This is a genomic window from Erysipelatoclostridium sp. MSK.7.34 (genome assembly GCF_019041935.1).
Lineage (GTDB): Bacteria > Bacillota_I > Bacilli_A > Erysipelotrichales > Coprobacillaceae > Thomasclavelia > Thomasclavelia ramosa.
This window is the reverse complement of sequence record NZ_JAHPYJ010000016.1, coordinates 28,698-42,777: the sequence shown is the minus strand read 5'-3', so window position 1 is coordinate 42,777 and position 14,080 is coordinate 28,698. Positions and strand designations below refer to the sequence as shown.

The 14,080-nt window shown below is 33.7% G+C and carries 16 protein-coding genes; all 16 read left to right on the top strand.

Annotation, left to right across the window (positions count from 1 at the left end; translation table 11 throughout):
• The first annotated feature begins 131 nt into the window (after positions 1-131).
• The 16 genes from KTF99_RS11255 to nspC all read left to right on the top strand — a co-directional run bounded on the left by KTF99_RS11255 (position 132) and on the right by nspC (position 14,065).
• Entirely contained in the window at positions 132-338 is a 207-nt protein-coding gene (locus tag KTF99_RS11255; RefSeq protein WP_003535299.1) for an AtpZ/AtpI family protein, read from the top strand.
• Positions 335-688, top strand: a complete 354-nt coding sequence (locus KTF99_RS11250; protein WP_003535298.1) for an ATP synthase subunit I — start codon at positions 335-337, stop codon at positions 686-688. The genes KTF99_RS11255 and KTF99_RS11250 overlap by 4 nt, the downstream gene beginning before the upstream one ends.
• Before the next feature lie 22 nt (positions 689-710).
• Positions 711-1,370 carry a F0F1 ATP synthase subunit A gene (locus tag KTF99_RS11245; protein ID WP_008792470.1) on the top strand — a complete coding sequence of 220 codons (660 nt, stop codon included), beginning with the start codon at positions 711-713 and terminating at the stop codon, positions 1,368-1,370.
• Positions 1,371-1,444: 74 nt separating this feature from the next.
• Positions 1,445-1,672 carry an ATP synthase F0 subunit C gene (gene atpE, locus KTF99_RS11240; RefSeq protein ID WP_003535296.1) on the top strand — a complete coding sequence of 76 codons (228 nt, stop codon included), beginning with the start codon at positions 1,445-1,447 and terminating at the stop codon, positions 1,670-1,672.
• Positions 1,673-1,694: 22 nt separating this feature from the next.
• Entirely contained in the window at positions 1,695-2,195 is a 501-nt protein-coding gene (atpF, locus tag KTF99_RS11235) for a F0F1 ATP synthase subunit B (protein WP_008792469.1), read from the top strand.
• Complete coding sequence (locus KTF99_RS11230) at positions 2,195-2,728, top strand: F0F1 ATP synthase subunit delta (RefSeq protein ID WP_022007375.1); 534 nt, start codon at positions 2,195-2,197, stop codon at positions 2,726-2,728. The genes atpF and KTF99_RS11230 overlap by 1 nt, the downstream gene beginning before the upstream one ends.
• A 9-nt stretch (positions 2,729-2,737) precedes the next feature.
• Positions 2,738-4,261: a F0F1 ATP synthase subunit alpha gene (gene atpA / locus KTF99_RS11225; RefSeq protein WP_008792468.1), complete on the top strand. Its 1,524-nt coding sequence runs from the start codon at positions 2,738-2,740 to the stop codon at positions 4,259-4,261.
• Positions 4,262-4,267: 6 nt separating this feature from the next.
• Positions 4,268-5,125 (top strand): ATP synthase F1 subunit gamma, encoded by an 858-nt coding sequence (gene atpG, locus KTF99_RS11220; RefSeq protein ID WP_003535292.1) that lies wholly within the window; start codon positions 4,268-4,270, stop codon positions 5,123-5,125.
• Positions 5,126-5,136: 11 nt separating this feature from the next.
• Positions 5,137-6,543, top strand: a complete 1,407-nt coding sequence (gene atpD / locus KTF99_RS11215) for a F0F1 ATP synthase subunit beta (protein ID WP_003535291.1) — start codon at positions 5,137-5,139, stop codon at positions 6,541-6,543.
• Positions 6,536-6,934 (top strand): ATP synthase F1 subunit epsilon, encoded by a 399-nt coding sequence (atpC, locus tag KTF99_RS11210; RefSeq protein ID WP_003535290.1) that lies wholly within the window; start codon positions 6,536-6,538, stop codon positions 6,932-6,934. The genes atpD and atpC overlap by 8 nt, the downstream gene beginning before the upstream one ends.
• Positions 6,935-7,801: 867 nt before the next feature.
• Positions 7,802-8,587, top strand: coding sequence for an adenosylmethionine decarboxylase (gene speD, locus KTF99_RS11205; protein WP_008792466.1), 786 nt, complete (start codon positions 7,802-7,804; stop codon positions 8,585-8,587).
• An 8-nt stretch (positions 8,588-8,595) separates the two neighbouring features.
• Positions 8,596-10,047: an aminotransferase class I/II-fold pyridoxal phosphate-dependent enzyme gene (locus KTF99_RS11200; RefSeq protein ID WP_008792465.1), complete on the top strand. Its 1,452-nt coding sequence runs from the start codon at positions 8,596-8,598 to the stop codon at positions 10,045-10,047.
• A 5-nt stretch (positions 10,048-10,052) separates the two neighbouring features.
• Positions 10,053-10,904 (top strand): polyamine aminopropyltransferase, encoded by an 852-nt coding sequence (speE, locus tag KTF99_RS11195; protein ID WP_003535286.1) that lies wholly within the window; start codon positions 10,053-10,055, stop codon positions 10,902-10,904.
• The gene (gene speB / locus KTF99_RS11190) at positions 10,894-11,757 is read left to right on the top strand and encodes an agmatinase (protein ID WP_029482023.1); all 864 of its coding nucleotides are present in this window, start codon (positions 10,894-10,896) and stop codon (positions 11,755-11,757) included. The genes speE and speB overlap by 11 nt, the downstream gene beginning before the upstream one ends.
• Positions 11,754-12,956 carry a saccharopine dehydrogenase family protein gene (locus tag KTF99_RS11185; protein WP_003535281.1) on the top strand — a complete coding sequence of 401 codons (1,203 nt, stop codon included), beginning with the start codon at positions 11,754-11,756 and terminating at the stop codon, positions 12,954-12,956. Before speB ends, KTF99_RS11185 begins: the two co-directional genes overlap by 4 nt.
• The gene (gene nspC / locus KTF99_RS11180) at positions 12,956-14,065 is read left to right on the top strand and encodes a carboxynorspermidine decarboxylase (RefSeq protein WP_008792464.1); all 1,110 of its coding nucleotides are present in this window, start codon (positions 12,956-12,958) and stop codon (positions 14,063-14,065) included. The genes KTF99_RS11185 and nspC overlap by 1 nt, the downstream gene beginning before the upstream one ends.
• The last annotated feature ends 15 nt before the right edge of the window (positions 14,066-14,080 follow it).

Genomic DNA, 14,080 nt, shown 5'->3' with positions numbered 1-14,080 from the left:
GAAATTAATTATAGTGTTTAGTACTGAAATACTTGTTCTATAAATAAATTATCATAGTGTTAAATAATTATTACAAATTTTTATAAGAAGTTTACATAACCAAAAGACTATAGTAGAATACAAGAGGGATTATGGATCAAGATAAGAAGAAAATGTTAAAAGATTTATTCTTTTGCCTACAATTGGGTTTTCAGGTAATTGGAGCATTTCTATTAGCTGTGATTGTTGGGCTGCGCTTAGATAAGTATTTTAATACCCATCCCACGATTCTACTAATTTTATTGTTTTTAGCCTTTGGCTACGTTATTAAAATACTTTTAGGAGCAGGTAAAGAATGAACGAAAAAGATGTTTTAAAACAATCCGTAAAAGTATTTATTGGCGGATTAGTTATCTTTTCTATCGTAGGATTTGTCCTAAAACAAATTAGTTTTCCACTAGGATTTATCTTAGGATATGCGGTCAGCGTTTTATCATTCTATATTATCATTGTAATGAGTGATGTGATCTTAAAAATGGGTCAGGCGATTCGATTTGTTGTAATGATGTTTATAGCTAAGATGTTATTGTATATTGCAGGTTTCATGCTAGCAATCAAATTTGATGATATCTTTAATTTGATCAGTGTTTTCTTTGGATATTTTGTGACCAAGATTACGATCAATATTTTAGGATATATAAAACGCTAAATATTTTAAGGAGGTGAAATGAGTGACAATTCAAGTAGAATTAATTTATTCACTAGTCATTATGGTTTGTTTAGGCGTGTTCTTTGTCTATGCTGGAAAAAAAGTAGCATTGGCGGATCCAACTGTCAAACCAAAAGGAATTGTATTGGTTGTTGAAACGGGAGTTAAAGCTATTGATGATTATATGAAATCAATCATGCCTAAGAAATTTGCCAAGAACTATTATCCATATTTTGCAATGGTATTTTGTTACATATTGGTCAGTAACTTATCAAGTTTGATTGGGTTTGAATCACCAACCTCAAACTACTCTATTACCTTTGCGATGACATTTATTACTTTTATATTGATTCAATATAATGCATTGAAGAAAAAGGGATTTTTTAAATATGTGTGGGATACTGTGTGGCCCCCAACTAATATTTTAAGTGTCTTATCACCATTAATTTCAATTTCAATGCGTTTATTTGGAAATATTTTGAGTGGATCTATTTTAATGACGTTGATTTATCAATTTACAGCATGGATTTCATTCCATGTAATCAACTTTAACTTTTTAGGTCCAATTATTGCCCCTGTATTCCATTGTTATTTTGATATTTTTGCAGGGTGTATCCAAACATTAGTTTTCGTAACTTTATCATCAATCTTAATTATGATGGAAAACGAAGACGACGAGTAAGCTCTAATCTAGGTATCCTAGTTAGATATAAATTACAAAAAAATATATAGAAAATATTGGAGGAAATTTAAATTATGACAGATGTAGGTTTAATTGCAATTGGTGCAGGTATTGCAGTATGTGCTGGTTTAGGAACAGGTATCGGAGAAGGAATTTGTGCGAGTAAGGCGGTAGAAGCTTTAGGTAGAAATCCTGAAATGGAAGGTAAAATTAGAACGTTAATGATTCTAGGGATTGCATTAACTGAAACTGCAGCTATCTATGGTTTATTAATTTCATTAATTTTATTATTTGTATACTAATATTAGCTAAGGAGGAATACGTATGCCAGATATAGCATCGAAATTATTCCCTAATGTAACTACAATTATTATTCAATTACTTTCAACAGGAGTTTTACTTCTTGTCTTTAAAAAGTATTTATGGGTTCCCGTTCAAAATTATTTTGCTAAACGGGCAGAATTTATTGAAGGAACTGTAAACGAAGCTAAAGATATGAATGAAAAAGCTAGAGCACTGATGGAAGAAAGTGAAGAACAAGCACGCCAAGCGGCAGTTCAATATCGTGAAATTGTTAATTTAGCTAAAGAAGATGCTTTAAAAACAAAGGCAACGATTCAAGAACAAGCTAATCAGGAATATAAAGCTAAACTAGATCAAGCACGTCGTGAGATTGAGGCTGAAAAAGCGCAGGCAAAAGCAGCGATGAAACAAGAAATTGTTGAGGTTGCGATTGATGTAGCGACTAAAGTTATGAACAAAGAAATGGATACAAAGACTAACAAAGCTTTGGTTGAAGACTTTGTTGAAGAAGTGGTTAACTAATGGATGCAGTAGCAGTAAGATATGCAGAATCACTATTTGATTTAGCTAAAGAGATGAATCAAGTTGAAGCATATTCTAAAGATATTGATTTAATTAGAACTGTTTTTGAAAGTGATCCAAGTTTTGTTCCGTTCTTTAGTCATGTTTTAATAGAAGATGAAGCTAAATGTGCATTATTAGATAAGAGTTTTAAAGGACAGGTTAATGATTATGTCGTTAATTTTCTAAAACTTTTAGTTAGAAAAAGAAGAATGCGTTACGTTATGGAAATAATTGAAGCATTTAAAGCGTTAACGAATGAGCATTTTGGAATCTTAGAAGGTATTTTATATACTAACTATGATATCAGTGTGCAAGAAGTTAAAGAAGTGGAAGATGCTTTAAGTAAAAAGGAAAATAAAACGATTCGTTTAAGAGTAGTTAATGATCCATCACTGATTGGTGGAATTAAAGTCGAAATAAATAATCGTGTTTTTGATGGCTCTATCAAAAACAAAGTTGCATTATTGAAAAAAGAACTATTAAGAAAGTAGGTGAAAATAGTGGGGCTTAGACCAGATGAAATTAGTGCTTTAATTAAAGAACAAATTAAGCACTTTGATGATGTAATCGAACTTAAAGACGTTGGAACAGTCATGACTGTTGGCGATGGTGTTAGTTTAATTCATGGTTTAGATAATGCCATGCTAGGTGAATTACTTGCCTTCCCTAATGATGTTTATGGAATGGTAATGAACTTAGATGAAGATTGCGTCGGAGCCGTACTACTTGGATCTGAAAGTACGATTAAAGAAGGAGACGAAGTTAAACGTACTGGAAAGATTATGGAAATACCAGTTGGGGATGAGATGTTAGGTCGAGTTGTAAATCCTTTAGGACAAGCAATTGATGGTAATGGAGAAATCATTACAGCACATACTCGCCCAATTGAAAGAGTTGCCAGCGGGGTTATGACAAGAAAGTCAGTTGACCAACCGTTACAAACAGGAATTACTTCGATTGATGCAATTATTCCAATCGGTCGGGGTCAACGTGAGTTGATTATTGGAGATCGTCAAACAGGAAAGACTGCGATTGCAATCGATACTATTTTAAATCAAAAAGATCAAGATATTTATTGTGTTTACGTAGCAATTGGACAAAAGAATTCAACTGTTGCCCAAATTGTTGAAAAGTTACGTAAAGGTGGCGCAATGGAATATACAACAGTTGTGTCAGCATCTGCTAGTGAACTTGCACCAGTGCAATATATTGCACCGTATGCAGGGTGTGCAATTGCTGAAGAATGGTTAGATCAAGGTAAAGATGTTTTAATTGTTTATGATGATCTATCTAAGCATGCCGTTGCTTATCGTACGGTATCATTATTATTAAAAAGACCACCAGGGCGTGAAGCTTATCCTGGAGATGTCTTCTATTTACATTCGAGATTATTAGAAAGAGCATGCCGCTTAAATGAAGAGAATGGTGGGGGTTCAATCACAGCCTTACCAATTATTGAAACACAAGCAGGTGATATCTCAGCATATATTCCAACTAACGTAATTTCAATTACAGATGGACAAATTTTCTTACAACAAGAATTATTCAATGCTGGATTTAGACCAGCAATTGATACTGGACTTTCGGTAAGTCGGGTTGGTTCAGCTGCACAAATCAAAGCAATGAAGCAAGTATCAGGTTCACTAAAACTTGAATTAGCGCAGTATGCTGAAATGCAAGCATTTGCTCAATTTGGTTCAGACTTAGATGCTGCTACGAAAGCAACTTTAGATCATGGTGCAAAAGTGCGTGAGGTTTTAAAACAAGCACAATATTCACCACGAACTGTATCAACGCAAGTAATTACATTATTTGCTTTAAAATATGGATTTACTAAGACATTAGAAGTGGAACAGGTGTCTGCTTTTATGGATCAGTTAGTTGAACATATCAATATGACGCAAAGAGATATTATTGATGAAATCAATGAACAAAAAGCAATTTCTGCTGATTTAGAAAAACGCATGAAAGATGTTATGAGTGCTTTTGTAACACAATTCGAAAAAACTCAAACAAAGGGGTAGTTAACTATGCCTGGAGGAATGCAAGAAATTAAGCGGAGAATTAAATCAGTTGAATCGACTAAAAAAATTACTAAAGCAATGGAATTAGTCGCAACTTCTAAACTTCGTAAAACAAGAAATCAATTAGAACAGTCGAAACCTTATTATACTAATGTTGCTCAAACTGTAGCGGAGATCTTAGCTAATTGTAAGGGTAATAATGATAGTATCTATTTAGTTGAAAATAAAGATATTGAAAAAGAAGTATTTATTGTTATTGCTTCAAGTCTAGGACTATGTGGTGGATATAATGCCAATATCTTTAAAGAAATTAAAGGTGCAATCAAACCAGGTGATTATGTTTATAGTATTGGTTCAAAGGCAACTAGTTATTTATTAAAAAATCATCAAGGGGTAACGGATCATAAGTTTGATGATTTAAATACAACTTTTGATTTTAAAGATGTAACTAAGTTAGTTGCTGAATTAACTAAAATGTATCGTGAAAAAGAAATTAGTAAAATTAAGATTGTTTATACGGAGTTTGTTAATAACTTAACATTTAGACCAAGAATTGTTACGTTATTACCTGTTGATCCAAGTGATTTTGATCATATTGAAATCTCAAAGAAATCAACATTATTTGAACCAAGTCCAGAGGAAGTATTAGACAGTTTGATTCCAATGTATCTTCAAGCAGTGATTTATGGTTATATCATTGAATCAGCTACAAGTGAAAATGCCGCACGAAGAACATCAATGGAAAATGCTAATGATAATGCCGATGAACTTACAGAACAATTATTATTAAAATACAATCAAGCTCGTCAAACTGCGATTACTAATGAAATTAGTGAAATCGTAGCAGGAGCTAATGCACAATAAGGAGGTGCCGTATGTCACAAAATATTGGTAAAATAATTAGTGCCAAAGGGCCAGTAATTGATATCCAATTTGATGGTGATAACAATTTACCAGCATTAAATACGGCGATTGAAATCCAAAATGGTGATGAACTTCTAGTAGTTGAAGTCGCTCAACATATCGGAGATGATGTAGTTCGTTGTGTTGCAATGGGACCAACTGATGGGGTAAAACGAGGAATGGATGCTCTTAATACGGGAAATCCAATTTCTGTACCTGTCGGAAATGAAACTCTAGGAAGAATGTTCAACGTTTTAGGACAACCAATCGATGGTAAAGAAGCATTAGGTGATAGCACTAAGAAAATGCCAATTCACCGATCTGCACCGACATATGCCGAACAAAGAACAGAAACTGAAATTCTTGAAACGGGAATTAAAGTAGTTGATTTGATCTGCCCATTTATCAAAGGTGGAAAGATTGGATTATTCGGTGGTGCCGGAGTAGGTAAAACAGTATTGATTCAAGAATTCATTAATAACATTGCTACAGAACATGGTGGTTTATCAGTTTTTGCTGGAGTTGGTGAACGTAGCCGTGAAGGTAATGATTTATATTATGAAATGAAGGAAAGTGGTGTTTTATCTAAAACAACACTAGTATTTGGACAGATGAATGAACCCCCAGGAGCTCGTTTAAGAGTTGCTTTAACGGGTCTTACTATGGCAGAAGAATTCCGTGATGAACAAGGTCAGGATGTCTTATTATTCATCGATAATATTTTCCGTTTTACTCAAGCTGGATCTGAAGTATCTGCCTTACTTGGACGGGTACCATCACAAGCTGGGTATCAGCCAACTTTAGCAACCGAAATGGGTGCTTTACAAGAACGGATTACATCAACTAAAAAAGGATCTATTACTTCAGTTCAAGCGGTATATGTACCTGCTGATGACTTAACTGATCCTGCTCCAGCAACAACATTTGCTCATCTTGATGCTAAAGTAGTATTAGATCGTTCAATTGCGGCTTTAGGAATTTATCCTGCCGTAGATCCATTAAATTCTTCATCAAGAGCCCTTGATCCATTAGTTGTAGGGACTGAACACTATGAGGTAGCCCATGGGGTTCAACAAATCTTACAACGGTTCCAAGAATTACAAGATATTATTGCTATTTTAGGAATGGATGAGTTAGGTGAAGAAGATAAATTAACAGTAGCTCGGGCTCGTCGTGTCCGTAACTACTTATCACAACCATTTACAGTAGCTAGTCAGTTTACTGGTATGGATGGTAAATATGTCCGTGTTGCTGATACAATCAAAGGATTTAAAGAAATCCTGGAAGGTAAGCATGATGATTTACCAGAGCAAGCATTCCACAATGTAGGTACAATTGAAGAAGCTATTGAAAAAGCGAAGACATTAGCAAATGACTAAATTTAAGCTTAAGATAGTAACACCAAGTGGTATCTACCAAGAAGTGGAAGTTAATCAGTTAAATCTTCGCACAACAGCAGGACAGGTAGGAATCTTAGCTCATCATATGCCTTTAGCAAGCGGGATTGAAATCTCGGAGATGAGTTATATCATTGATAAACAACGTCATATATTTGCCATCGGTGGTGGATTTATATATGTTAATGATGATGAAACAAAAATAATTGCTAATTCAATTGAATCTAAAGAGGAAATTGATTTGAACCGTGCTAAAGAAGCTAAACGTCGGGCGGAACAAAGAATTAAGGAAGTAACCGAAAAAACTGACTTATTGCGGGCTGAAATTGCACTTAAAAAGGCAATTACTAGAATAAATGTTAAAGAATTATAATTATAAAAGTCTGACTTAGGTTAGACTTTTTAATATAAACGGTATTTAATTAATTATAAATTATATTTGATTGATAAATTAAACTGATTAAGTTACAATAATATCAAGAAAGTGATTAATATGTATACAGTAATTATTGGGGATATAATTGATTCTAAGAACTAGTATTAACAGCAAAGTCGATTGCATGTTATAATAAGATTGCAGAAGATAGTGATTTTGCCGAATATTATCTGATTGGGACACTTTATAGTGTCCTTATAACAATTTTATTTTATATTGTTTTGTTTAAAATATAATACAAAAGGTTTATAAAATGATTCAGGTGAGAGCCTGGATTTTTTTATAAATATGTTGAATATCCTAGTTTTATTAATTTAATTATTCTTTTTAAAGAAATTTATTATAATTATATTTTTATCAAAAATATTTAGTATATTAAACAATAAATTTTATTTTATAAAATTAGGATTGCTTTTTAAAAACTAATGATTTATAATTTAGATATTGCAAAAGGAGTTATCTATTTTGCGGGAATCTTTTGACCACTCTTAGGAGTTAAAGCCATACGGACAGCTAGGTCAAAGGCCGGACCGGCAACTTTGTTGCCTTATTGATAGAACGAAAGTTCGAATTTTATAAGTTGATGCTAAATTCCTTAGCATTGAGTTGGTGACTATACAACCGTGTGCTTAGGCACATCACACTTGTGAAACAATCAATAAGAGTAGTAAAAGTAATTCTTGCTATATAGACTCTGACGCTAATAATATAGGATATTTTTTGATGTTCTAATAATATGTCGTATTGATACTCAAGTGGGATTGTACCTGCTTGAGTTTTTTTTATGGAGAAGGGGAAACTGGTATGAATGAGAAATTAAAATTATATGGTTTTAATAACCTAACTAAATCATTAAGTTTTAATATTTACGATGTTTGCTATGCTAAAGGTCAGAGGGAACAAAAAGATTATATTGCTTACATTGATGAGCAGTATAATTCAAAGCGATTGACTGATATTCTTTATGAAGTAGCTAATATGATCGGAGCCCATGTATTAAATGTTTCAAAACAAGATTATGATCCCCAAGGCGCCAGTGTAACAATGTTATTAGCGGAAGAAGAGATGTTAGAAAGTCGTCAAGGAAAAATGGAAGAAGTTGATGATCGAGTTATTTTAGGGCATTTAGATAAGAGTCATATTACTGTTCATACGTATCCTGAATATCATCCAGAAACAAGTATTGCGACATTTAGGGTAGATATTGATGTGGCTACTTGTGGAGAAATATCACCGTTGTCAACGTTAGATTTTTTAATTAGCAGCTTTGACTCTGATATCATTACAATGGATTATCGGGTCCGCGGTTTTACTCGGGATATTAAAGGAAAGAAACTTTTTATGGATAGCCCAATGACTTCGATTCAACAGTTTATTGATGTTAAAACATTACTTAACTATGATGCTACAGATATTAATGTATATCAGGCTAATTTGTACCATACGAAGATGTTAATCAAAGAAATTGATTTACAAAATTACTTATTTAAAACAGATATCTATGAATTGCCGCCAAAGGTAAGACTTGAGATAACGAATAATTTACGACAAGAAATGATTGAGATTTACAGTGGAAGTAATATTTTTTAGGAGGCAATATGAAATTAGATCAAAGTAGAATGCCTATTTATGAAGCTTTACAGCAAATGAAAAGAGAACGTTTAGTTCCCTTTGATGTTCCTGGCCATAAACATGGTAAAGGAAATCCAGAATTGACAGATTTTTTAGGTGAAAAGTGTATGAGTATCGATGTTAATTCAATGAAGCCATTGGATAATTTATGTCATCCAGTTTCGGTAATCAAAGAAGCAGAAGAATTAGCAGCTGATGCTTTTAGTGCCGCTCATGCTTTTTTTATGGTAGGCGGAACGACTTCAGCAGTTCAAAGTATGATTATGGCAAGTGTTAAAGCAGGAGAAAAAATTATTATGCCACGTAATGTCCATCGTAGTGCCATTAATGCGATGATCTTGACTGGGGCGGTTCCGATTTATGTAAATCCTGATGTTGATAAACGATTAGGAATATCTCTAGGTATGTCACTTGATCAAGTAGAGCAAGTAATCAAAGATAATCCCGATGCAAAAGCAATCTTAGTAAATAATCCTACGTATTATGGGATATGTTCAAATTTAAAAGCGATTGTTGCATTGGCACATAAGCATAATATGCTTGCTTTGGTAGATGAAGCACATGGAACACACTTTTATTTCAATGATGATTTACCGATGTCAGCGATGGAGGCTGGAGCAGACATGGCGAGTGTCAGTATGCATAAATCAGGTGGAAGCTTGACGCAAAGCTCTTTCTTACTGTTAGGAGAAAATGTAAATGCTGATTATGTACGTCAGGTTGTTAATTTGACACAAACAACAAGCGGTTCGTATTTATTGATGGCGAGTCTAGATATGTCACGTAAAAATTTAGCTATACATGGTAATGAGATTTTTAACAGGGTTCGTCGCCTTGCGGGATACGCACGCACAGAAATCAATCAAATTGGTGATTATTATGCTTATTGTAAGGAATTGATCAATGGGGATAGTGTTTATGATTTTGATGTAACGAAATTATCAATATTTACACTTGATATCGGATTGGCTGGAATCGAAGTATATGATTTATTAAGAGATGAGTATGGGATTCAAATTGAATTTGGTGATATTGGAAATATTCTTGCTTATATCTCGGTCGGTGATAGTGAAGCAAATATTGAGCGTTTAATCGGAGCACTTTTGGAAATACGCCGGCGGTTTAAGAAGGATCGGACAGGAATGTTTGATCATGAATATATTAATCCTGAAGTAGTTATTTCTCCTCAAGCAGCTTTTTATGGAGAAAAAGAATCGTTGCCGCTTTATCAAAGTATTGATCGAGTCTGCAGTGAATTTGTTATGTGTTATCCTCCGGGAATTCCAATTTTAGCACCGGGTGAAAGGATCACGAAAGAAATTCTAGATTATATTCAATATGCTAAAGAAAAAGGGTGCTTTATGACTGGTCCTGAAGATATGGCAATAAATAAACTTAATGTTTTAAAGGGGAGATGAAATAAATGGAATTATGGTTTACGGAGAGACATACAAATGGTGTGAATTTTTCGATTAAAGTAGATTGTCAGTTATTTAGTGGTCAAAGTGAATTCCAGAAAATTGATATTTTTGACTCAAAAGAATTTGGACGATTTTTAGCGCTAGACGGTTATATGATGCTAACGGAAAAAGATGAGTTCATTTATCATGAAATGATTGTTCATGTTCCTATGGCTGTTCATCCTGAAGTCAAAAAAGTATTAGTAATTGGAGCAGGAGACGGGGGTGTAATTAGAGAATTATGCCGTTATGAAACGATTGAAAAGATTGATATGGTTGAAATAGATGAGTTAGTTGTTGAAGTAAGTAAAAAATATTTACCGATGACAGCATGTTGTTTTGATGATCCGCGATTACAAATCTATTATCAAGATGGGTTAAAGTTTGTTAGAGGTAAAGAAAATGAATATGATTTGATCATTGTTGATTCAACAGATCCTTTTGGACCGGGTGAGGGACTGTTTACAAAGGAATTTTATGGTAACTGTTATAAAGCATTAAATGATACAGGAATTATGGTTAATCAACATGAAAGTCCTTTTTATCAAGAAGATGCTGTTGCAATGCAACGGGCTCATAAACGAATTGTTGAAAGTTTTCCGATTTCTCGAGTCTATCAAGCGCATATTCCTACCTATCCTTCAGGGCATTGGTTATTTGGTTTTGCTTCAAAAAAATATCATCCCATCAAAGATTTTCAAAAAACAAAATGGAATGCTCGAGGGATGAAAACAAAGTATTATAATACCGGCATTCATGTAGGTTCGTTTGCATTACCAAATTATGTAGAGGAGTTATTAAGAGATGTGGAATAAAAATATACAGACGTTTATTGGACTAGAGGCATCGTTTGATGAAGCTGAGTGTGTAATCTTTGGAGCCCCAATGGATAGTACCACCTCATATCGACCGGGAACTCGTTTTGCTTCATCTTCAATGCGCCAAGAGTCATTTGGTCTAGAGACATACAGTCCCTATCAGGATAAAGATTTAGAAGATATTAAAGTTTTTGATGGTGGTGATCTTGAATTACCATTTGGAAATCCCCGCAAAGCATTAGATATAATCAAAGTAACAACAAAAACAATTATTAAAGCAAATAAATTACCATGTATGATTGGTGGCGAACATCTTGTTACGTTAGGAGCTTTTGAGGCAGTATTTGAGAAATATCCAGAGATACGTGTTATTCATTTCGATGCTCATACCGATCTACGTGATGAGTATTTAGGTGAAAAACTTTCCCATGCTTCTGTGATTAGACGAATATATGATTTAATTGGTGATAATAAAATATATCAATTTGGAATTCGTAGTGGTGAACGAGAAGAGTTTTACTTTGCTAGAGAACATACTAATTTAAATAAATTTAATTTTACAGGACTATCAAAAGCAATTGAGGCATGCCGCGGGTATCCGGTGTATTTTACAATTGATCTAGATGTCTTGGATCCCAGTGTATTTCCAGGAACAGGAACGCCCGAAGCAGGAGGCGTGACTTTTATGGAACTATTAGAGGCGATGATTGCTGTAAGTGAGCTAAATGTAGTAGCTATGGATATTAATGAATTATCACCTGTTTATGATCAAAGTGGAGGATCAACGGCAGTCGCTTGCAAAGTATTAAGGGAATTATTATTAGCAATGAATAAAGGAGAAAATAAATGAAAAGAACGTTAATTATTGGTTGTGGTGGAGTTGCAACAGTAGCGATTCACAAATGTTGTCAAAACAGTGAGATATTTGAAGAAATTATGATTGCGTCAAGAACAAAAAGTAAATGTGATAAACTAAAAGCGCAGTTAGATGGGAAAACAAAAACAATTATTCATACAGCACAAGTTGATGCTGATAATGTTGAAGAGCTAGTTGCTTTAATGAAAGATTTCCAACCAGAGGTAGTTTTGAATCTTGCATTACCATACCAAGATTTAAAAATTATGGATGCTTGTTTGGAAGCTGGTTGTCATTATGTAGACACCGCTAACTATGAGCCGGAAGATACAGCAAAATTTGAGTATAGCTGGCAATGGGCATACCGTGAAAAATTTGAACAGGCGGGATTAACAGCGATTCTTGGATGTGGTTTTGATCCTGGGGTAACAGGTGTATTTAGTGCTTACGCTTTAAAGCATGAATTTGATGAAATTAATTATATTGATATTTTAGACTGTAATGGTGGGGATCATGGATATCCATTTGCAACAAATTTTAATCCAGAAATTAATATTCGCGAAGTATCTGCCAACGGAAGTTATTGGGAAGATGGACATTGGGTAGAGACAAAACCAATGGAAATTAAACGTGAATATGATTTTGCCCAAGTTGGTAAAAAAGATATGTATTTGTTGCATCACGAAGAACTGGAGTCATTGGGTTTAAATATTCCGGGAATCAAACGAATTAGATTCTTTATGACTTTTGGCGAAAGCTATTTAACACATCTAAAGTGCTTAGAAAATGTAGGAATGACATCGATTGAACCAATTGAATATGAAGGTAAACAGATTATTCCATTGCAATTTTTAAAAGCAGTTCTACCAGATCCTGCCAGCTTAGGACCACGAACAGTTGGCAAAACAAATATTGGATGCATTTATCAAGGGAAAAAAGACGGTCAAGAAAAAAAATATTATTTATATAATGTATGCGACCATCAAGAATGTTATAAGGAAGTTGGGTCTCAAGCCGTTAGTTATACTACAGGAGTTCCGGCAATGATTGGAACGATGCTGTTATTACAAGGTCAATGGAAGAGAGCCGGTGTTTATAATGTTGAAGAATTTGACCCGGACCCATTTATGGAAGCATTAAATAAATGGGGATTGCCATGGATTGAAGATCATAATCCGGTATTAGTAGATTAATGAAGACACCATATTATTTAATTGATGAACAATTATTAGAAAAAAATTTAAAAATACTTCATACGGTTAAAGAACGAACTGGTTGTAAAATTCTATTGGCTCAAAAATGTTTTTCAATGTTCAGTGTTTACCCTCTAATAGCTGAATATTTAGATGGGACAACTGCTAGTGGACTATATGAAGCTAAGCTTGGCTATGAAGAGATGCATAAAGAAAATCATGTTTTTAGTACCGCCTATCGTGATGATGAAATTGAAGAAATCATGAATATATGTGACCATGTAGTCTTTAATTCATTTAATCAGTGGCAAAAATATCAAAATCTAGCAAAACAAACAAGTACTTCATGTGGAATTAGAATCAATCCTGAATGTTCAACTCAAATAGGTCATGAAATCTATGATCCTTGCGCAAAGTTTTCACGAATGGGGGTAACATTAGAAAACTTTAAGGAAGAACTGCTTGAGGGAATAGAGGGACTGCATTTTCATACTCTATGTGAACAAAACAGCGATGATTTAATAACTACTATTAGGGCTGTTGAAGAAAAATTTGGTAAGTATTTAGGACAAATGAAATGGTTGAATTTTGGTGGTGGTCATCATATTACTCGTAAAGACTATGATCTTGAAAAATTAATAAAAATTATTAATGAAATAAAAGAAAAATATCAAGTACAAGTATATTTAGAGCCAGGTGAAGCTGTGGCTTTAAATGCTGGTTTTCTAGTTTCCAGTGTTCTAGATATTACCCACAATGGTATGGCTATCGCAATTATGGATACTTCAGCAGCTTGTCATATGCCAGATGTATTAGAGATGCCGTATCGACCAGAAATTATCGATAGTGCACTACCAAATGTTAAAACATACACATATCGCTTAGGAGGACCAACTTGTTTAGCTGGAGATATTATTGGTGATTATTCATTTGACCAGCCTTTACAGGTAGGACAACAGTTATGGTTTAAAGATATGGCAATTTATTCAATGGTAAAAAATAATACTTTTAATGGGATGAACTTACCTAGTATTGTTTTAAAACAAAAAGAAAAACTTAAAATAATCAAAGAATTCAATTATTGTGATTTTAAAAATCGGTTGTCATAAAAAATTAGGCTGTTA